The following is a 20,685-nucleotide window of genomic DNA, read 5'->3' on the forward strand; positions in this document are numbered from 1 at the left end:
CCGGCTCTAATTTCTCCCGCCAGGCGAAGACTGGCGCAAGCGGCTGCCGCGCTCGCGGGCCTTGAAGGTGCGTTGGCTGACACGGTCGAGAAGGTAGATCATCTCGCGCAGTTCCTCGCCGGCAATGCCCTGGGTGATGAAGACGATGCGCGTGCGCCTGTCGTCGTCGGGCCATTTTTCGAGCCAGGTCATGGTGTGCAGCAGATGCTGGGCGCCCTGGATGACCGCCGGCTGTCCCGGCTCCTCGGCGATGTTGACCAGCCCCTTCACGCGCAGCAGGCTCGGTCCGAGATTCTGGCTGATGCCGTCGAGCAGGAACTGGAGCTCGTCGCGCGACAAGGGATTTTCGCGCAGCAGAACGAAGCTCTCTATGCCCTTGCCGCGCAGATGATAGTGCGGCTCGTGGTGATCGTGATCGCCGGCGTGGTCGTGGTCGTGATGCGCGTGGTCATGCTCGTCGTGATCATCCGCGCCGTGCTTGTCGTCACCGGTAAGCCGCAGCCATGGCCTCGGATCGGCCTTGGCGTCGGCGGCGTCGAAGCCGGGGGCGGTCAGCATCGCGGCGATCGGTCCCGGCGTCCAGTCGACGATGCCGATCTCGGCACCCGGATTGAGGTCGGCGATGTCGCGGCGCACCAAGGCCTCGGCGTTCGCCCGCTTGGCGAGGTCGAGCTTGGTCAGCAGGATCTGGTCGGCGAAGGCGACCTGGCGCAGCGCCTCGTCATGCCGCTCCGATGTATCGCGCCAGTTGACGGCATCGACCAGCGTGACGACAGAAGCGACGCGGTAGAGCCCGTCGAGCGTCGGCTCCGACAGGAAGGCCTGCAGCACCGCGCCCGGCTCGGCCAGGCCCGAACTCTCGATGACGACATTCTCGAAGGCCGGAATGCGGCCGGCCTCGCGGTCATGAAACAGCGTATTGAGCGTGCCAACCAGATCGCTACGCACCGTGCAGCAAAGGCAGCCATTCTCCAGCACGACGACGGAATCGCTGCTCGAGGCAAAGAGCTGGTGATCGAGGCCGACCTCGCCAAACTCGTTGACCACCACCACCGTGCGCGCCATCTGCGGCGCCCGCAGGGCGGCATTGATCAGCGTCGTCTTGCCGCTGCCGAGAAAGCCGGTGACGAGCGTGACCGGAATGCGGCCCGAGCCGCGCGCGGCGGGAGTTTTCGGCTCGGTCCTCATCTGACGCCCCAATCGTTACCTCAAAACACTTCGCAGCCGGGCAGGCCACAGGAAATCAGCCGGTCGGACGGGAAGTTGGTGATGATCTCGCAGCCGTCCTTGGTGACGACCACCTCTTCCTCGATCCGGGCAGCGCCGGTGCCGTCCTCGGCACCCTTCCACGTCTCCAGCGCAAAGACCATGCCTTCGCGCAGCGGCGTATTCTGGCCACGGAAACGCTTGGAGAAGATCGGACGTTCCCACAGCGACAGGCCAACGCCGTGGCCATATTGCAATAGAAAGGCTTCCGCCTCGTCGCGATAGCCGAAATCCTTTGCATCGGGCCAGACCGCCGCGACCTCGTCCGGCGTGATGCCCGGTCGGATCATGTCGATCGAGGCGCTGAGCCATTTCGAAGCCGCCTCATAGGCGTCGACCTGATGCTTGTTCGGCTCGCCGCAGATGAAGGTGCGATAGTAGCAGGTGCGATAGCCATTGTAGGAATGCATGATGTCCAGGAAGATCATGTCGCCGGGCTGGATCATGCGGTCGGAGAAAGTGTGCGAATGCGGTCGCCCGCGCGAGCCGGACACCGAGTTCACGCATTCGACCCGCTCCGACCCCATGCGAAACAGCCGGTCGTTGGCGATGGCGACGAGTTCGTTCTCCCTGGTGCCGGGACGGATGGCGCGAGCGATGTCGACATAGGTCGCGTCGACCATCGATGCCGCCACCTTGAGCAGTTCGATCTCGTCGGCGGTCTTGATCTCGCGGGCGTCGAGCAGAGCCTGCTGGCCGTCGACCACCTCGATGCCTTCGGCCTCGAGTGCCCGCAGCATGCCGAGCTCCATCAGGTCGATGCCGAGCGGCTCCTTCTCGATGCCGTAATGGACAAGCGCTTTCTTGATCTGCCGGGCGAAGTCGCGCTGCACGTTCATATGCGGCGGGATGGCGCCCTGCATGGTGGTGACGGGTGCGGCGACATTGTCGGCGATCCAGGGCGAGGAGATGCGCTTGGCCGGTGGCGCCGGATCCCACAGGAAGGGCGAACCCTCGACCGGACAAAGCGCGTAGCGGATGAACTTGTCGCGCGCCCACTCGCCGATATGGGTGGCGGTGACATAGCGGATATTGTCGAAGTTGAAGCACAGCACGGCGCCAAGGCCGGCATGGCGTATCGCGCGCTGGGCGCGCGCCAGGCGCTCTTTCGAGAGCCGGCTGTAATCGACGCCCTGCTCCCAATCCTTCGCCATCTGGCCCCATGCGGCCGTGGAATAGGGACTGTTGTATTTCATTGATTATGCTCCTCCGCCATCACCTTGGATGGGTCTCATTATCCAAATTCCGCGCCCCAATCGCGCTCTTCGAGCACGGCCTTCAGCCGCGACAGGAAAGCCGCCGAATAGGCGCCGTCGAAGGCACGGTGGTCGAAACTCTGGCCGACCATGCCGGTCAGTCTGGGCGCAACGAACGCCCCTTGCGGCGTCTCCACCACACTCGCGCGCAGGCGGATTGCATCGGTCGACAATATGGCGACCTGCGGTGCATTGATGATCGCCGCCGTGAAGGCCGTACCGAACGCGCCATTGTTCGAGATCGAATAGGTGCCGCCGGAAAAATCGTCGCCGGTCAGCTTGCCGGTGCGCGCCTTGTCGACCTGGCGGCCGATGGCGCGCGCCAGACCAGGCAGCGTCAAGTCGTCGGCGTTGCGGACCACCGGCACGACCAGCCCGTTGTGCGAGAGGTCGACGGCAATGCCGAGATTGATTTCGGACGCCAGCACCAGCGTGCCGCCGTCGAGCTGCGCGTTGACCTCGGGAAAATCGCGCAGCGCCAGGCAGGTGGCGCGGGCGATGAAGGGCAGATAGGTCAGGGACAGGCCGAAATCGCTCTTGAACTTCTCCTTGCGCTTCGAACGCACCGCTTCAACGCCGGTGAAATCGACTTCGATGGCCTGGAAGACATGCGGGATGGTGCGCCAGTTCTCGGCGAGCCGCTCGCCGGTGCGTTTGCGGATGGTGTTCAGTGTCACAACGCTGCCCGGCATTGCCGGCCTGGTGGCTTGCAACGCTGCCGGGGTCGCCGGGCTTTGCAGCTGGGATCGTGGCGCGGCAAGGGCGGCGCGGACATCCTTCTCGCCGATCTTGGTGGCGCCCGAGGCGGCGACAGTGCGGGCGATCGCCTCGGTGTCGAGGCCGTTCTGCGCGATCAGCCGGCGTGCCAGCGGCGTCACCCTGATGCCGGACGGACCCTTAGCCGGCCCGAAGGATTCGATCGGCGTCGACACTTCCTCAAACGGCGAGCGCGGTTTGGCAGGCGCGGCATGGCCGGAGCCATTGATCGAGGCAATCTGTACCGAAGCAGGTGCAACCGCGGGAGCGCTGGCAGGCGCGGGTTTGGCGAGCTCCGATGGGGCCGGTTCGGATCGTGCGGCAGGTGTCGCCGCACCGCCGATGACGGCGACCACGGCGCCGACCTTGGCGATTTCGCCCGACTTGACCCTGATCTCGCCGAGCCGCCCGGCAACGGTCGACTGGACCTCCATCGTCACCTTGTCGGTCTCGATCTCGAAGAGGTTGTCGCCCTCCTTGACCTCGTCGCCCTCCTGCTTGAACCAGGCGAGGATCTTGCCTTCAGCGACTGTCTCGCCGAGTTGCGGCATGAGGACGTCCGCGCTCATCGCACCGATCCGTTCATGACCCTGGCGATCTTGTCGACGATGCGCGGCGCGTTGGGCAGCGCCAGGTCCTCGAGATGATCGGCGGCCGGCAGCGGGATATGCGGCGTGGTGATGCGCACGATCGGGCCGTCGAGATCCCAGAACGCCTCGTCGGCGACGATCGAGGCGATCTCGGCGCCCCAGCCGCACAGGCGCGGATTCTCCTCGACGGTGAACAGGTGGCCGGTCCTGGCAACGGAATTCAGGATGGTGTTGGTGTCGAGCGGCACCAGCGAGCGCACGTCGATGACCTCGCAGTCGATGCCGTGCTCTGCGGCAAGCGTCTCGGCGGCGGCAAGCGCGCGCGGCACCATCAGGGCCAGCGCCAGGATGGTGGCGTCCTTGCCGGGACGCAGGATCCTGGCGGTGCCGAGCGTGTCGAGGATCTCGCCGTCGGGCACCTCGCCCTTCACGGCGTAGAGCGACTTGTGCTCGTGGAAGATGACCGGATTGTCGTCGCGAACCGCCGCGGCCATCAGGCCGATGACGTCGATGGGCGAAGACGGCGCCACGACCTTGAGGCCGGGGATCATCATCGTCCAGTTCTCGATCGATTGCGAATGCTGGGCGCCGAAGCGCGCGCCGCCGCCATTGCCGGTGCGCACCACCAGAGGGCAGCCGAGCTGGCCGTTGGTCATGTAGCGCAGCTTGGGGAACTCGTTGGCGATATAGTCGAAGCAGACCGCGGCGAAATCGGCGAACATGATCTCGGCGATCGGCCGCAAGCCGGTCATCGCCGCGCCCATCGCGGCACCGAGGATCGCCTGTTCGGAGATCGGCGTGTCGCGCACCCTGAGCGGCCCGAACTTCTCATAAAGCCCGACCGTCGACTTGAACACGCCGCCAGCCTTGGCGACATCCTCGCCGAGGAAGACAACGTTGTTGTCGCGCTCCATCTCCTGGGCAATGCCGCGGGCAACCGCGTCGCGATAGGTCAGTTCCGCCATGACCAACCTCCGTCGGCATAAACATCGGTGGTGAGCAGTTCGACAGGCGCCGGCGGCGAGGCCTTGCAGACCTCGGTGGCGGCATCGACCTTGCGCTTGCTCTCGGCGTCGATCGCGGCGACCTGCGCGTCGGAGATGCCGAATTCCTTCAGGCGCTCGCGGTAGATCTTGATCGGGTCGCGCTCAAGCCATTTCTCGAGCTCGCCCTCCGGACGATACTTGGCCGGGTCGGCGCGCGAATGGCCTGAATGCCGATAGGTCATGCATTCGATCAGCGAGGGACCGTCGCCCTTGCGCGCCTTGGCAAAGGCGGCCTGCGCGGTGCGATAGACGATATCGGCATCGTTGCCGTCGATGACGATCCGCTCCAGACCGTAAGCCGAGGCCCTGTCGGCGGCGGGATGCTCGACCGCCGTCACGTCGGCGATCGGCGTGTACTCCATGTAGAGGTTGTTCTCGCAGATGAAGACGACCGGCAATTTCCAGATGGCGGCGAAGTTCAACGCCTCGTGGAAGGCGCCGATATTGGTCGTCCCGTCGCCGAAGAAGCAGACGGAGACGTCCGTCTGGCCGAGATATTGCGCCCGCCAGGCCGAGCCGCAGGCAATCGGCAGATGCGCGCCGATGATGGCGTAGGAACCCATGACGCCGTGTTCGACGGAGGTGAGATGCATCGAGCCGCCCTTGCCGCGCATCAGGCCATTGTCGCGCAGCATCAGCTCGCCAAGCACCTTCTCCATCGGCACGCCGCGCGCCAGCGTGTGCGCGTGGCCGCGATAGGTGCAGAAGGATTTATCGCCCGGCTGCATCGCCACCGCGACGCCAGCCGCAATCCCCTCCTGACCAAGCGAGAGATGGCTCGTGCCCTTGATCAGGTTCTGGAAAAAGAGGTCGTTGGCTCTCTTTTCGCAGTCGCGGATCTCGACCTGGAGCCGATAGAGCTCGAGACGGATATCGGGGCCGATATCGTCGTTTGGCAGGCCCGCGGCGCGGGACCCTTTCTGTTTCTCTCGCATGTTATGGTTCCACCCTAGATGCCAGACCATGCCAAAATCGTTCGGACCGGGCATGGGGCATTATTCTCATATTGAACAATCTCTTGGTTACACCTGGCTTGAATGCATGCCCGTCTCCGGGCTCGCATTCTGCCCCAAAGGATTCTCATTTTGAGAAAATGTGTGTGGGCAGTGCCGGCCCACGGTGCTAGCATCTGAACTGGGAGGAGCAGGCGTCGGCCTCCGGCATCGGCCGGGTGATCCGTCGCAACAATTGCTCCATGAGAACGATATTGGAACTGCCCGGCGCCGCGGAAAGCGCCTTGCGCGGCTTTGCCCGGCGAGGATTTCCTGGGTGCCAGGGCCATTGTTGACGTGCCGGCGTTTCGGCGCATTGCGAAAGGGAAACGAGCCGCGAAAAAGCGCGATGCGCATGCGGCGCAGACGATTGGGTTCATGCCGTTTTGACGATGCGCTCGCGCAAGCGCGTCGCTTTTGCCGATGGGAGGATCCGGTGTTAGGTTTGGTGGAAGAGCTGCACGAAGGGCCGGTAACCGATCGCATGACCGATTACGAGTTGCTTCGCATCATCAATTTCCTCGAGCGCATCCGCGCGCCCTATGATGAGAAGCTCAACGCGGCCATCCCCGATCCGGTGTGGAATATCGTCCTCTATCTCATGAAGAGCCATCTGCGCGGCGATACCGTCACCATGTCGTCGCTGGCGTCGGTTTCCCAGATCCCGTTTCCGAGCGCCATGCGGCGCATCCACAAGCTGATCGACGATGGCGACGTCGAACAGCTGAGCCGCAGCGTGACGGGAAAGTCGTATTTCCTGGTTCCCAGCAGAAAGCTCAAATCCAATTTCGTCGCCTACGCCATCCGGGTGAAGGCGCTGCTCGCCGAGACCTTCGGGCTCGGCGGCGGCAGCGCCAATGCGGAGGAGTATTATTTCGGCGGCTCCTACCTTGCCGACCAGATCATTCCGCCGCTCAAGCTGATGGAGAACCGCCAAGCGCCGAGCCAGGACCTGCGCTTCCTGCTGCATGACGACAACTACTTTTCGTCGATGCGCAACATGTGGTCGGACTTCCGCAGCAAATTGTCCTCGCGGCGCAATTTCCGCCTGCTGGCTTTGCCGGAGCTGCACAAGGAGATCTTCAAGAATGCGCGCCGCCCGGCCAGTGAATACGATGTCATGGCCGTCAACATCCCGTGGCTGGGCGAGGTCGTCAAACACGGGCTGGTGCAGCCGCTGAACAGTTTCCTGGTCGACAGCGGCATCAATTCGCTCGACTTCCACCCCAACATCTGGGCGACCGGAAACTGGGATACTGTGCAGTATGGCGTGCCGATCTACTGCACCATCGAGACGCTGGCGGTGCGCAAGGACCTGTTCGAGGGCCATGACCTGCACATGCCGACGAGCTTCGAGAAGGTGCTGGATGCGGCGCGCCAGCTTCACAATCCCAAGCGCGGCATGCACGGCGTCGTCTGGAACGCGGCGCGCGGCATGCCGATCGCTCATTCCTTCATGTTCTTCATGGGCGCCTGCGGCACGCCTGTCATCAACGTGCCGATGGCGCGCGTCGCCTTCGACTACAGCCATATGGCCGGCGAGATGTACCGGCCGCGCGTGAACACCGAGCAAGGCATGAAAACGCTCGACTATATGCGCCGGCTGCTGGCCTTCTCGCCACCGGACATACTGGTCATGGACTGGAACCGGGCGCTCGACTGTTTCATGCTCGGCCAGTCGGCGATGATCTATTGCTGGACGATGCGGGCCTCGCGCTTCGAGTACGACATCCGCTCGGTGGTCAAGCGCAAGGTCGAGTATCTGCCGCATCCGCATGGGCCGGGCGGCGCGGTGGTCGGTCCCGTCGGCGGCTTCCTGCTGACCATCCCCGCCGGCCTGCCGCCGGAACGCGCCAAGCTTGCCTTCGAGGCGATATCCTGGATGGCGTCGCCTGCCGCGATGAAGGAGCATGTCAAGAACGGCATACCGGTGGCGCCCCGCTTCAGCGTCACCGCCGATCCCGAGGCGGCAGCGACGACGCCGATCGTGCGCATGGTCGACAGGCTGGCCAAGCAGAACAAGCTGCATGGCTGGCACCGGCCGCCGATCCCCGAATATACGCTCATCGAGAAGATCATCGGGGACGAGATCTTCGCCGCGCTCAATGGCGAACTCACCGATCGCGAGGCGCTGGAACGCTGCCAGAACGGCATCGACAAGGTGATGCGGGCAGCGGGCCACTATTGAGCGCCGGCGTCGGGACCGGGCGCTCGGAGCGTCGGTCAAAGTCTCAAAATGATAAATTTTGCAGTTTGATCCGAACATCAGAACTGCAACTCTCCTGTTAGACGCCAGGGAGGGCGTCTCCAGTCAAATCGACCGGACCAAGCAACAGGAACGCCCCGGAACCATGCGCCGGGCGCGACGGGGTCGGCTGCGCCGCAGCACGAGCCCCCGGCTGAAACGCAGGTGGAGGAACTTCTAAATGAGCAATATCTCAAGACGCTTTGCCATGCTTTTGGTGGGCGCAGCCGGTCTGGCCGCCTTGGCTGCCCCCGTTCTGGCGCAGGACGCGAAATTCTATAACGGCGCTCCGCGGACCTATCTCTACAATCCCGACACCGACGTCTGCTTCAAGGACACATCGCAGTACAAGAAGGAAGGCCCCTATACGATCGGCTTCTCCAACGCGGGCCTCGGCGATTCCTGGCGCGTCGTGATGCTGCATTCCATGGAGGCCTCCGCCGCCAAGCACAAGGACCAGATCAAGAAGCTGATCATAACCGATGCCGGCCATGACGACGCCAAGCAGGTCGCCGACATCCAGGATTTGATCTCGCGCGGCGTCGATCTCCTGATCGTCAGCGCCAACACGCAGCAGGCGCTCGATCCGGCCGTGTCGCAGGCGATGGCGGCAGGGATTCCGGTGGTGATGGTCGACCGCCGCATCGCCTCGGATAATTTCGTCACCTTCGTGACGGCGTCCGACGCCATGATGGGCCGCCTGTTCGCGCAGTGGATCGTCGAGAAGCTCGGCGGCAAGGGCAATGTTATCATGCTGGCGGGCCAGGCAGGATCGAGCCCGTCCGAAAACCGCGAAAAGCCGGCGCGCGAGGTCTTCGCGCAGTATCCCGGCATCAAGGTGCTCGAAACCGTCTATTCCGACTGGTCGCCGGTCAAGGGCAAGCAGGTCATGCAGGCGATGATCGCGAAGTACGGCAAGGAGATCAACGCCGTCTGGTCGGCGCACGGCCTGCAGACGCCGGGTTCGATCGAGGCCTTCATCGAAGCCGGCTACAAGGATGGCGAAATCCCGCCGCACACCACGGCTGATGTCAACGGCCCGTTGCAGATGGCGATCGAGCACAAGGTGCCGATGCTCGAAGTCGGCTATCCGCCGGCGATGGGCGGCATCTCGGTCGACGTCGCGCTGCAGGTGCTGGCCGGTGCGCCGGTGCCTTGCATCTATACGATCAACTCGCAGATCGCGGTCTCGGAAGGCGACAACACACCGTCGATCGAAACGCCGCTGCGGCTGACCGACCTGGTGGTGCCGAAGGGTGCGCCCGACATGCTGATCACCGGCGGCATGGGACCGGACTACGATCCCAAGACCTTCAAGGTCGACTACCCGCAATAGTCTTTCGATTTCGCCAGGGTGACCCGGGGCAAGTGGCCTCGGGTCATCCCGCAAATTGGACAGAGCGAATGTTGAATCTTTCGGGCATTTCAAAAAGCTTCATCGGTGTGCAGGCGCTGTCGGGCATCAATCTCGACGTGCGCGCAGGCGAGATCCATGCGCTAGTCGGCGAAAATGGCGCCGGCAAATCAACCACGATCAAGATCGTGGCCGGCGTCTACAAGCCCGATGCCGGCCAGATGGAATTCGAAGGCAAGCCCGTTCAGTGGGCGAGGCCCGCCGACGCCAAGAACGCCGGCATCCATGTCATCTATCAGGAATTCGTGCTGTTTCCGCATCTGAGCGTGGCCGAGAACATCTATCTCGGCCATGAGCGGCGCAACCGTTTCGGTTTCGTCGACCACGCGCGCACGCGCCAAGACGCGTCCGACCTTTTGCGCAGGCTCGGCGTCGATATCGATCCGCAGATTCTGGTTTCGGAGCTGACGGTGGCGGACCAGCAGATGGTCGAAATCTCCAAGGCGCTGGTCCACAAGGTCAAGCTCCTGATCCTCGACGAACCGACGGCCGTCATCTCCGGCCGGGAGGCCGATCTCCTGTTCGCCAGGCTGGCGGCTCTCAAGGCCGAGGGCGTCGCTATCCTCTATGTGTCGCACCGGCTCGAGGAGATCTTCCAGATCGCCGACCGCGTCACCGTCTTCAAGGACGGCGCGCATGTCGCGACGAAGGACATCGGCGATGTCACCCGCGACAGGCTGATCTCGATGATGGTCGGGCGCGACCTGAAGGACATCTTCCCGCCGAAGAAGCCGAAAGGCGAGCCGGGCAAGGTGGTGCTCAAGGCGGAAAACGTCTCCGTCGAGGGCCGCGTCAGGAATGCTGGCATTGAAGTCCGCGCCGGCGAGATCACGGCGCTGGCCGGCCTGGTCGGCGCCGGCCGGACGGAACTGGCAATGGGCATATTCGGCGGCTTGCCGATGTCGTCCGGCAGTGTGTGGATCGACGGTGAGAAGGTCGACGCGATCACGCCGGCAACGGCGATCAGCAAGGGCGTCGGCTTCGTCACCGAGGACCGCAAGGGACAGGGGCTGGCGATGTTCCTCGATGTCGCCGCCAACATCAGCGCCGCCAACCTTTCGGCGGTGACCCGCAATGGTTTGATCGACCGGCGGCTGGAAAACGAGATCGCCCGCAAGGAAATCGACAATTACCGGGTCGTCTGCCGCGGTCCGGCGACCGGTGTGGCGACGATGTCGGGCGGCAACCAGCAGAAGGTGATCGTGGCGCGCTGGGCGCGCACCAGCCGCAAGGTGCTGATCCTGGACGAGCCGACCCGAGGCGTCGATGTCGGCGCCAAGACCGAGATCTACCGCATCATGCGCGGCCTCGCCGGCGAAGGCATCGCCATCCTGATGATCAGTTCCGAACTGCCCGAAGTGGTCGGCATGTCGGACCGCGTCGTCGTCATGCGCGAGGGCGCGATCAGCGGCGAGCTGACCGGAGCCAATATCAGCGAGGAAGCCATCATGAGCCTTGCGACCCAGCATCCGACCGGCAAGGCGCCGACGGCGGAGATCCTTGCCCAATGACCGCGCTGGCTCCCATCAGACTGTCGTCGAGGCTGCGCGCGAACCAGGGCGTCCTGGTCGTTGCCGCGCTGCTGGTCATCCTGCTGATCTTCGGCGCCTTCATTTCAGACCGGTTCCGGACCACGTCGAACATCCTCAACATCTTCGAGCAGTCGACGGGCCTGGCCCTGGTCAGCCTCGGCCAGACGCTGGCGATCCTTACCGGCGGCATAGACCTTTCGGTCGGCTCGATGATCAGCCTGCTGTCGACGCTGACCTCCGGCCTGATCGCCGGCAAGGTGTCGATGGTGCTGCCGGTGGCCATCGGCATTCTTCTGCTTGGCCTGCTGATCGGTATCTGCAACGGCCTGCTCATCATCTGGCTGCGCGTCCACCCGTTGATCGTCACGCTGGGCATGAGCGCGGTGCTGCAAGGCATCGTCCTGCTCTATTCGCTGGGACCGGCGGGCTCGGTGCCGCCGAGCTTCAACTTCCTCGCCTATGGCAAGGTGCTCGGCCTGCCGATCGGTGCCGTCTTTATCCTGGTCCTGTTCCTGCTGGTGGCGCTGTTCCTGCGTTATGCCAGGCTCGGCCGCTACATCTATGCCGTCGGCGACGACGAGGTCGGCGCGCGGCTGATGGGCCTGCCCCGGGCGCGGGTGATGCTGACGGTCTACGGATTTTCCGGCTTCTGCTGCGGGCTGACCGCCATCTATCTGACCAGCCGGTTCAGCGTCGGACAGCCCTACACGGGACTGAACTACACGCTCGCGTCGATCACGCCGGTGGTCGTCGGCGGCACGCTGCTCAGCGGCGGCAAGGGCGGCGTTTTCGGCACGCTGCTTGGCGTCTATCTCGTCTCGCTTATAAACAACGTCCTCAACTTCATGGACGTGTCGACGCATTACCAGCTCATCGCCCAGGGCCTGATCGTGATCGCGGCGGTGTCGATCTATGTCGAGAAGAAGAAGAGGGTCTGATGGTCGACGTCTCTCAAGCAAGCGGCGCGGAGGGTCCGGCGATTTCGATGAGAAGCCGGCTGTCGCCCTATGCGCTGCCGATCTTCCTGATCGCTCTGATCGCCGTTTCGGGCATTGTCTCGCCGGCCTTCCTGTCGACCAGCAACATCTCCAACATGCTGCTGCAGGTTGCCCCGCTCGGCATCGTCGTCATCGGCCAGGCCTTCGTCATCATCCTGCGCGGCCTCGACCTTTCGGTGTCGTCGGTGATGGCCACCGCGGCGGTCATCGCGACCGGATTCTCCGGCCAGAACTCCGACGTGCTTTCGATCCTCTTGATCGCCGTCGGCATCGGCATCGCCACCGGCCTTGTCAATGGCTGGCTGGTGACCAAGCGCAGCGTTTCGCCCTTCCTCGCCACACTGGCGACGATGATCGTGCTGCAGGGCTTTCGGTTTGCCTATACGCAAGGCGCGCCATCGGGCAACGTGCCGCCGCTGTTTCGCCTTATCGGCTCGGCGACCTGGCATGGCGTGCCCTACAATATGATGCTGCTTGTCGTGCTGGCGATCGTCTTCGGCGTCGTGCTGGCCAAGTCGCGCTTCGGCCGCGAGGTCTATATCACCGGCGGCAGCCCGACGACGGCGCGGCTGCTCGGCATCAACGCCGACCGCGTCACCATCATCGGCTATGTCATTTCCGGTGCGCTCGCGGCAATCGCCGGCCTGGTGCTGAGCGGCTATGTCGGGATCGTCGACAATTGGGTCGGCCGCGGCTTTGAACTGGATTCGATCGTGGCTGCGGTGATGGGCGGCATATCGCTTTCGGGCGGCCAGGGCGGCATCCTCGGCGGGCTGTTCGGCGCTGCCATCCTGGTCGTCGTCTTCAACGCCGTGCTGCTGTTCGGGCTGCCGGTGCAGTTGCAGATCATCATCAAGGGCATGGTCATCGTCTTGGCCGCCGCCTTCTACGTGCGGCGGCGCATCTAGCAGCCGCTCGCGCAGGCGTCGGCCGGCTCGCAGACAATCGTTCAAGGAGGAACACAATGGGCAGGCTTCAGGACAAGGTCGCCATCGTCACCGGCGGCGCGCGCGGCATCGGGGGTGCTACGGTTCGCCGCTTCGTCGAGGAAGGCGCCAAGGTGGCGATCATCGACGTGCTCGAGGCTGACGGCGAGGCGCTGGCGAAGGAGCTTTCCGAAGGGGGTGCCGAGGCGATCTTCCTGAAGGTAGACATCACCAAGGAGCAGGAGGTTCAGGCGGCGGTCGACAAGGTCGTCAAGAAATGGGGCCGCCTCGACATACTGGTCAACAATGCCGCGATCACCGGCGTCAACAAATTCGCGCATGAGGTGACGGTCGAGGAATGGGACCGAGTGTTCGACGTGAATGTCAAAGGCACGTTCCTGTGCACCAAATATGCGGTACGGCCGATGATGGAGCAGAAGTCCGGCGCCATCGTCAACTTCTCGTCGATCTACGGCCTCATCGGCAATGACGACATCCCGCCCTACCACGCCACCAAGGGCGCGACGCTGATGATGAGCAAGACGGACGCAATCTGCTACGCGCCCTACGGCATCCGCGTCAACGCGGTGCATCCCGGCTCCACCATGACCGAGATATTCATGAAGTGCGCCGACACCTATCCCAAGGGTAAACAGGCCTATCTCGACATGATGAAGGAGAAGCATCCGCTGCGCCTCGGCGAGCCGGTGGATGTGGCGAACTGCGTGCTGTTCCTCGCTTCGGAGGAAGCGCGTTTCGTCACCGGCGCCAGCCTCGTCGTCGATGGCGGCTACACGACACAGTGATCGCATTTCCGGAGACCAGAGCATGAAAGCCGTCCGATTCCACGCAGCCAGGGACATCAGGGTCGAGGACGTCGCCGAGCCGACTGCCAGGCTCGGCGCGCATGACGTGCTGATCAAGCCGGTCATCACCGGAATCTGCGGCACCGACCTGCACGAATATATCGCCGGGCCGATCGTCACGCCTGTTACCCCGCATGTCTATAGCGGCGCGACCAACCCGCAGATCCTCGGCCACGAATTCAGCGCCGTCGTCGTCGACATCGGCTCCGGGGTGACCAATGTGAAGGTCGGCGACCGCGTTTCGATCCAGCCGCTGATCTCGCCGCGCGACGACTATTTCGGCCGGCGCGGGCTCTATCACCTCAGCCCGCAAATGGCCTGTGTCGGCCTGAGCTGGAAATGGGGCGGCATGAGCGAACTCGCCATCGTCAACGACTACAACGTCGTGCCGGTGCCGGCCGGCGTCAGCGACATCCAGGCGGCGATGATCGAACCGGCCGCCGTCGCCATCTATGGGACCGACCGCGGCGGCGTGCAGTCTGGCTCGACCGTGCTGGTCTCCGGCGCCGGACCGATCGGCGCGCTGACGCTGCTGGCGGCCAAGGCGGCGGGCGCTGCGCAGATCTTCGTCAGCGAGCCGAACCCCAACCGCCTGGCCAAGGCCAGGGAACTGGTGCCCGGCTGCATCGCCATCGACCCGACCAAGGACAATCTCGACGAGATCATCGCCGACTTGACCGAGGAAGGCGTCGGCGTCGACGTCGCGCTTGAATGCGTGGGACTGGAAGCAAGCCTCAACGCCTGCGCCCGGGCGGTGCGCCGCCAGGGCAAGGTGGTGCAAACCGGCCTGCACATGAAGCCCGCCAGCATCGACGCGATGCTGTGGGCGCTGAAGGACATCACGGTCGAGGCGACCTGGTGTTACCCGGTGCAGGTGTGGCCGCGCGTCATCCGCATGGTCGAGGCCGGCATCCTGCCGCTGGAGAAGGTGGTGACGGCGAAGATCTCGGCCGAGGACGTGGTGGAGAAAGGCTTCGAGGCCCTGCTCGACAAGGCCGGCAAGCATTTGAAGATCCTGGTGAGCGTCTAGGCGGGCGATCGCCCCGCTGCCGTGACCCAAAGCAATGACTGGAGGAAATATCGAAATGGCAAGCAACGCATTCGCGAACTATTCGCTCGAGGGAAAAACGGCAATCGTGACCGGTGCGGCCGGCGGCATCGGCAGCGCGATCACCGAGCGGCTGGGCAGCCTCGGTGCGACCGTCGTGCTTGCCGACGTTACCGACCGCGTCATCGACGCCGCCAGGGAATGGTCGGACAAGGGCTTCAAGACCAAGGGCATCAAGATCGACGTCACCAACAGCGCCGATGTCGATAAAGCCGCGGCTCGCCTCAATGAGGAGTTCGGTGCGATCGACATACTGGTCGCCAATGCCGGCATCTCCTACGAAAGCACGACCGCGGATCATTCCGACGAGGACTGGCGTCGCTGCATGTCGATCAACCTCGACGGCATCTTTTTTTGCGTGCGCTCCTTCGGCAAGCGCATGGTCGAGCGCAAGCGCGGCAGCGTCGTGTGCATTTCCTCGATCGCCGGCATCAAGGCGGTGCGGCCGGAACTGCATGCCGGCTATGACGTCTCCAAGGCCGGTGTCGCCCATCTCTGCCGCGTCGTCGGCGTCGAATGGGCGCCCTACAATGTCCGCGTCAATGCGGTCGGGCCGGGCTACACCGAAACCGAAATGCTGAAGAAGGTCGGCGCCGCGCAGCCCGACGTGATGGCGACCTGGATCAACGACACGCCGATGAAGCGCCTGCTGCAGCCGGCCGAAATCGCGGCGTCTGTTGCCTTCCTGGCTTCGGACGCGGCGAGCGGCATTACCGGCCATGTGCTGATGACCGATGCCGGCTACTCGGCTTCATAGGATTCCTGCTCGAAGCAACGGGCAGAGACAAGCATCAGAATCGGAACCGAGCATGATTTCATCGCAGGATAGGCCAGTCAGAGTGGCAATGGTTGGCCTCGGCTGGTGGGGCCGCAAGATGGTGGCGGTGCTCGAAGGCGCCAGGCCGCATCTCGACGTGGTCTGCGCCGTCGAGCCCGCGCCCGGCGCCGAGGAATTCTGCGCCGAGCATGGCCTGAAGCTGCTCGGGAATTATGCCGAGGCCCTGGAGAGCCCCGACGTCGAAGCCGTCATCCTGGCGACGCCGCATTCGCTGCACGAACAGCAGATCGCGGATGCGGTGGCGGCGGGCAAGCATGTCTTTTGCGAAAAGCCGCTGGCGATGACCAAGGCCGGTGCGGAAAAGGCGGTGGCGCTGTGCAGGGAGGCGGGGCTCGTTCTCGGCATGGGGCATGAGCGGCGCTTCGAGCCGCCGATCGCCGGCATGCTGGCGGCGGCCGCCGATGGCCGCCTCGGCCGCATCCTGCAGGTCGAGGCGAATTTCAGCCACGACAAATTCCTCGGCCTCGATCCGTCGAACTGGCGGCTGAACGCCAGCCAGGCGCCGGCAGCGGGCATGACCGCAACCGGCATCCATCTGACCGACCTGTCGGCGAAGCTGCTGGGGCCGGCGCGCGATGTCCGCGTCGCCTGCGAGAACCTCGCATCGCAGATCCCGCAAGGCGACACGCTGAGCGCGCATATCCGCTTCCATGGCGGCGGCACGGCCTATGTCTCGGCGACGCTGGCCACGCCCTTCGTCTCGCGCTTTGCCGTGTTCGGCACCAAGGGTTGGATCGAGGTTCGCGACAAGGCGCATGTCGAGGCGCCGGCCGGCTGGGTGGTCACCAGCGCCTCGACCGGCACGCCGATCGAAGTGGCAGAGGTCGGCCCGGCCGAACCGGTGCGCGACAATCTGGTGGCTTTCGCCGCGGCGGTGCGCGGCCGCCAGGCCTATCCGATCACCGGCGAGGACATGATCAACAACATCGCCATCCTCGAAAGCATCATCAAGTCGGCGGCGACCGGAATGGTCGAGACGGTCGGCTGAACGAGACGGGAGACATCCAAATGCGCGCGCTGGTCTTTGAAACGCCCGACAAGCCTGTGATCGTCGATAGGCCGATGCCCGGCATCGGCGATGGCGAGGTCCTGATCAAGACCAGGACCGTCGGCATCTGCCATTCGGACTACGAACTCCTGGCCGGCCGCTACATCATCCCGATCTCCTATCCGGTGACGCCCGGCCATGAATGGTGCGGCGAGATCATCGAGGTCGGCCGTGGCGTCAAGGGCTGGAGCGTCGGCGACCGTGTCGTCGGCGAATGCGTGGTGCGCACGCCGGAGCGGCTGCACCATTTCGGCTTCTCGATGGACGGCGCCGACCGCGAGTACTTCTCCGTCAATCCGGACTGGCTGCACAAATTGCCCGAGGGCATCGACGACAAGCGCGCCTCGCTGATCGAGCCGTTCACCTGCGGCTTCTATGCGGTGCTGCGCTCGGGCGGCACCAATGCCAGCGAGACCGTGGTGATTTCGGGCGGCGGCACGATCGGCCTGGTCTCGGCGGCGGCCGCGATCGGCATGGGCGCGCGCGTCATCGTCGTCGACCCGATCGCCCGCCGCCGCGAGGTGGCGCTGCGGCTGGGAGCGACCGAGGCCGTCGATCCGGCACAGGACGCCGTCGCGCAGGTCATGGAGCTGACCGGCGGCAAGGGCGCCGATCTGGTGGTCGAGGCGTCCGGCCACGACGCTTCGCTTGCCAACACTTTCGAATTCGCCCGCGAGGACGGCCGCGTGTCGATGGTCGGCATCAATATCGGCCGCAAAATCCCGGTCGAACTCGGCAAGATCCAGATCAAGAACCTGACGGTCAAGGGCTGTATCGGTTCGCCGGGCGTGTGGCCGGCGGCGATCCGCTTCCTCGAGCGGACCGGCATCGACCTGACGCCGATCCAGACCCACACATTCGGCCTCGACGAGGCGGTCGCCGCCTTCGAGCTCGGCAAGGATGCCAGCCAGTGCATCAAGGTCACGCTGACGGCCTGAACCAAGGGGAGAAAATCATGTCCAAGCAATTGACCGTCGTCGCGCATCTCGTCGCCCGGCCCCACACGATCGAAGAGACGAAGAAATTCCTGCTGTCGCTGATCGACGCGACGCGGGCGGAGCCTGGCTGCATCGACTACGACCTGCACCAGGACGACGACAAGCCGGCCGAGTTCACCTTCTATGAGAATTGGAAGAACCGGGCGGAGTGGGACAAGCACATGGAAACGCCGAACCTGCATGAATTCGCGCGCCGCGCCGGCGAGCTGTTCGCGGTGCCGCCGCAGATCCGGCTGATGACGATGATCAGCAAATAGATTCCGGGAGGCGCCTTCATGGCAAAGCTTGATGGAAAGATAGCGCTGGTCAGCGGCGCGGCGCAGGGCATCGGCCGCGCGGTCGCCGAACTCTTTGCCGAGGAAGGCGCCGTTGTCTATGCCGGCGACGTCAAGCCGGTGAAGCCGGCCAAGGGTATCGAGGCGCTGACGCTGGATGTTTCCAGGCCGGACGATTGGGAAAAGGCCGTGGAGACCATCCTCGCCCGGCACGGCAAGCTCGACATTCTGGTCAACAATGCCGGCATCGTGCGCGCCTATGAGCAGCTCATGGAAACCGATCTCGACGCCTGGAACGCGGTCGTCGCCGTCAACCTCACCGGCAGTTTTCTCGGCATCAAGGCGGTGCTGCCAGCCATGCGCAAGGCCGGCAAGGGTTCGATCGTCAACTTCTCGTCGATCTGGGGCAGCGTCGGGGTCGCCGGCGCTGCAGCCTACAATGCCGCCAAGGGCGGCGTGCGCAACATGACCAAGAATGCCGCGGTGACCTACGCGCCCGAAAACATCCGCGTCAATTCGGTGCATCCCGGGCTGATCCGCACACCGCTGGTCGAAGCCCAGTCGGACGACATGAACGCCGGCATCATCGCGCAGACGCCGATGGGCCGGATGGGAACGCCGCGCGAGGTGGCGAATGGCTGCCTGTTCCTGGCAAGTGACGATTCTTCGTTCGTCACCGGCAGCGAGCTGGTGATCGACGGCGGTTACCTGGCGCAGTGAGGCGCGCCGCGTTCAGACGCGATGCGCCTCACTGCCTTGTTTTTATGCATGTCGTTGCCCCCAAAACCGCTGCGCACTTTTGGGCGACATGCAATAGCGGAGGAAGACATGAACGTGACCAACGCAAGGATCGAACCGACCATCGAACATGGCGGCACATGCCGCACCTATTTCATGGTGCCGAAGGAAGCCATGCGCGCCGAGACCGAAGGCTCCTATCTCGAATATGTCTCGGAGTTCGAGATATCAGCCGGCTCCCATCTGGAGCCGCACCGGCACAACACGCATGAATTCTACTACGTGCTGAAGGGCCGCGCGCTGATGCAGATCGGCACTGAGAAGCGCGAGGTCGTGCCCGGCGACCTGATCCACATTCCGCCGAACGCGGTGCACACGATCGCGCCTGTCGGCGACGCGCCGCTGCGCGCCCTGGCCTTCGCCGCGAGTTTCCTGCCGCCGGGCGGCGCCGGCAGCGAAGCCGAAAAGGCCGAGCTGCCTGGCTGACAGGCGCCTCGCCGTTCTCTACTTGCAAATTCCTCCCAGGACCTGGCTCCGCTACGCAAGTAGCGGGCCTTTTTTTTGGGCCTGACCCGAGGTTCATATTGAGAATCATTGCGCATGCCTCGCCCGTTCGGCTTTGGCATGATCCGGTATGCGAGCGGCGCAGGGAGGAAGATTTGGAATGAGCAGTGCTCTGTTTTCGCCGATCTCGCTCAGAGCGCTTACCTTGCCGAACCGCATCGTCGTGTCGCCGATGTGCCAGTACAATTCGGTCGAGGGCTCGGCCACCGACTGGCACATATTGCAGCTTGGCCAGTTCTCGCTGGGCGGCTCCGGCGGGCTGGTGATGACCGAGGCGACCAATGTCAACATGGTGGGCCGGATCACGCTGAAATGCGCAACGCTCTGCACCGATGACAATGAGCGGGCGCTGAAGCGGATCATCGATTTCTGCCGGCAGTATGGCGTCGCCAGGCATGGCATCCAGCTTGGCCATGCCGGCCGCAAGGGATCGACCCTGCCACCGGCGCTCGGTGGCAAGCCGCTGACGGAGGAGCAAGGCGCCTGGCAGACGGTGGCGCCTTCGGCGCTCGCCTATGATCAGGGCTGGCATGTGCCGCGGGCGATGACGCTGGACGACATTGCGGAGCTCAAGGCGGACTACGTCGCCGCGGTCGGCCGTGCCGAACGCATCGGCTATGACCTGATCGAACTGCATGCCGGCCACGGCTACCTCATGCATCAGTTCCTGTCGCCGCTGTCGAACGTGCGCACCGACGCCTATGGCGGCAGCCTCGAAAACCGCATGCGGCTGTTGCTGGAGACCTTCGCGGCAGCGCGGGCGGCATGGCCGCAGGACAAGCCGATGGGCGTGCGCGTTTCCGCCACCGACTGGGTGGATGGCGGCTGGACGATCGCCGATACGATCGTGCTGGCCAGGGAATTGAAGGCGCTCGGCTGCGACTATATCGACGCCTCGAGCGCAGCGCTTGATCCGCGCCAGAAGATACCGCTGTCCCCCGGCTATCAGGTGCCTTTCGCGGAAGCGGTGCGGCGTGAAGCTCATATTCCGACGATGGCGATCGGGCTGATTACCGGTGTGCGGCAGGCCGAGGAGATCATCGCCAGCGGCAAGGCAGACTTCATCTGCATGGCGCGCGGCGCCATGTGGGATCCGCGCTGGGCCTGGCACGCGGCCGAGGAGCTGGGCGCCGAGGCGCCCTATGCGCCGCGCGCCATGCCGGCTCATCCCAACGCGCGGCCGTCCGTGTTCCCGAACCGGCAGAAGCCTGCCGCCTGACTTCCGCGCC

The 20,685-nt window shown here is 64.3% G+C and carries 19 protein-coding genes; 14 read left to right on the forward strand and 5 right to left on the reverse strand.

Going from position 1 to position 20,685, the window contains the following annotated elements:
• Positions 1–6: 6 nt before the first annotated feature.
• The 5 genes from C9427_RS29515 to C9427_RS29535 are packed head-to-tail and all read right to left on the reverse strand — an operon-like array spanning position 7 to position 5,849.
• Positions 7–1,188 carry a CobW family GTP-binding protein gene (locus tag C9427_RS29515; protein ID WP_107652555.1) on the reverse strand — a complete coding sequence of 394 codons (1,182 nt, stop codon included), beginning with the start codon at positions 1,186–1,188 and terminating at the stop codon, positions 7–9.
• 20 nt (positions 1,189–1,208) lie between these two features.
• Positions 1,209–2,462: a M24 family metallopeptidase gene (locus tag C9427_RS29520; protein ID WP_107652556.1), complete on the reverse strand. Its 1,254-nt coding sequence runs from the start codon at positions 2,460–2,462 to the stop codon at positions 1,209–1,211.
• Positions 2,463–2,500: 38 nt separating this feature from the next.
• The gene (locus C9427_RS29525; protein ID WP_107652557.1) at positions 2,501–3,847 is read right to left on the reverse strand and encodes a dihydrolipoamide acetyltransferase family protein; all 1,347 of its coding nucleotides are present in this window, start codon (positions 3,845–3,847) and stop codon (positions 2,501–2,503) included.
• Complete coding sequence (locus tag C9427_RS29530; protein WP_107652558.1) at positions 3,844–4,833, reverse strand: alpha-ketoacid dehydrogenase subunit beta; 990 nt, start codon at positions 4,831–4,833, stop codon at positions 3,844–3,846. The genes C9427_RS29525 and C9427_RS29530 overlap by 4 nt, the downstream gene beginning before the upstream one ends.
• Positions 4,821–5,849: a thiamine pyrophosphate-dependent dehydrogenase E1 component subunit alpha gene (locus tag C9427_RS29535; RefSeq protein WP_107652559.1), complete on the reverse strand. Its 1,029-nt coding sequence runs from the start codon at positions 5,847–5,849 to the stop codon at positions 4,821–4,823. The genes C9427_RS29530 and C9427_RS29535 overlap by 13 nt, the downstream gene beginning before the upstream one ends.
• 493 nt (positions 5,850–6,342) lie before the next feature.
• On the opposite strand from C9427_RS29535, the gene C9427_RS29540 reads away from it, so the two are divergent.
• The 14 genes from C9427_RS29540 (at position 6,343) to C9427_RS29605 (ending at position 20,675) form a co-directional block, all read left to right on the forward strand.
• On the forward strand, positions 6,343–8,094 hold the full coding sequence (locus tag C9427_RS29540) for an extracellular solute-binding protein (protein WP_167434531.1): 1,752 nt from the start codon (positions 6,343–6,345) through the stop codon (positions 8,092–8,094).
• A gap of 238 nt (positions 8,095–8,332) precedes the next feature.
• Positions 8,333–9,487: an ABC transporter substrate-binding protein gene (locus tag C9427_RS29545; protein ID WP_097574645.1), complete on the forward strand. Its 1,155-nt coding sequence runs from the start codon at positions 8,333–8,335 to the stop codon at positions 9,485–9,487.
• 68 nt (positions 9,488–9,555) lie between these two features.
• The gene (locus tag C9427_RS29550) at positions 9,556–11,076 is read left to right on the forward strand and encodes a sugar ABC transporter ATP-binding protein (protein ID WP_107652561.1); all 1,521 of its coding nucleotides are present in this window, start codon (positions 9,556–9,558) and stop codon (positions 11,074–11,076) included.
• Positions 11,073–12,035: an ABC transporter permease gene (locus C9427_RS29555; RefSeq protein WP_107652562.1), complete on the forward strand. Its 963-nt coding sequence runs from the start codon at positions 11,073–11,075 to the stop codon at positions 12,033–12,035. The genes C9427_RS29550 and C9427_RS29555 overlap by 4 nt, the downstream gene beginning before the upstream one ends.
• Positions 12,035–13,003 (forward strand): ABC transporter permease, encoded by a 969-nt coding sequence (locus C9427_RS29560; protein ID WP_107652563.1) that lies wholly within the window; start codon positions 12,035–12,037, stop codon positions 13,001–13,003. The genes C9427_RS29555 and C9427_RS29560 overlap by 1 nt, the downstream gene beginning before the upstream one ends.
• 56 nt (positions 13,004–13,059) lie before the next feature.
• Positions 13,060–13,827 (forward strand): SDR family NAD(P)-dependent oxidoreductase, encoded by a 768-nt coding sequence (locus C9427_RS29565; RefSeq protein ID WP_107652564.1) that lies wholly within the window; start codon positions 13,060–13,062, stop codon positions 13,825–13,827.
• A gap of 22 nt (positions 13,828–13,849) precedes the next feature.
• Positions 13,850–14,917 (forward strand): 2,3-butanediol dehydrogenase, encoded by a 1,068-nt coding sequence (locus tag C9427_RS29570; RefSeq protein ID WP_107652565.1) that lies wholly within the window; start codon positions 13,850–13,852, stop codon positions 14,915–14,917.
• Between the two features lie 55 nt (positions 14,918–14,972).
• Positions 14,973–15,752: an SDR family NAD(P)-dependent oxidoreductase gene (locus C9427_RS29575; protein WP_167434532.1), complete on the forward strand. Its 780-nt coding sequence runs from the start codon at positions 14,973–14,975 to the stop codon at positions 15,750–15,752.
• 88 nt (positions 15,753–15,840) lie between these two features.
• Positions 15,841–16,821: a Gfo/Idh/MocA family protein gene (locus C9427_RS29580; protein WP_245437216.1), complete on the forward strand. Its 981-nt coding sequence runs from the start codon at positions 15,841–15,843 to the stop codon at positions 16,819–16,821.
• Positions 16,822–16,841: 20 nt separating this feature from the next.
• A complete protein-coding gene (locus tag C9427_RS29585) occupies positions 16,842–17,819 on the forward strand; it encodes a zinc-dependent alcohol dehydrogenase (RefSeq protein WP_107652568.1) in 978 nt (325 codons plus the stop codon).
• 17 nt (positions 17,820–17,836) lie between these two features.
• Positions 17,837–18,136, forward strand: coding sequence for a putative quinol monooxygenase (locus tag C9427_RS29590; RefSeq protein ID WP_107652569.1), 300 nt, complete (start codon positions 17,837–17,839; stop codon positions 18,134–18,136).
• Between the two features lie 18 nt (positions 18,137–18,154).
• Positions 18,155–18,874, forward strand: a complete 720-nt coding sequence (locus C9427_RS29595; protein ID WP_107652570.1) for an SDR family NAD(P)-dependent oxidoreductase — start codon at positions 18,155–18,157, stop codon at positions 18,872–18,874.
• Positions 18,875–18,982: 108 nt separating this feature from the next.
• On the forward strand, positions 18,983–19,378 hold the full coding sequence (locus C9427_RS29600) for a cupin domain-containing protein (RefSeq protein WP_167434533.1): 396 nt from the start codon (positions 18,983–18,985) through the stop codon (positions 19,376–19,378).
• A 178-nt stretch (positions 19,379–19,556) separates the two neighbouring features.
• Positions 19,557–20,675, forward strand: a complete 1,119-nt coding sequence (locus C9427_RS29605) for an NADH:flavin oxidoreductase/NADH oxidase (RefSeq protein WP_107652572.1) — start codon at positions 19,557–19,559, stop codon at positions 20,673–20,675.
• The last annotated feature ends 10 nt before the right edge of the window (positions 20,676–20,685 follow it).

The organism is Mesorhizobium helmanticense, assembly GCF_003034915.1.
Classification (GTDB): domain Bacteria; phylum Pseudomonadota; class Alphaproteobacteria; order Rhizobiales; family Rhizobiaceae; genus Mesorhizobium; species Mesorhizobium helmanticense.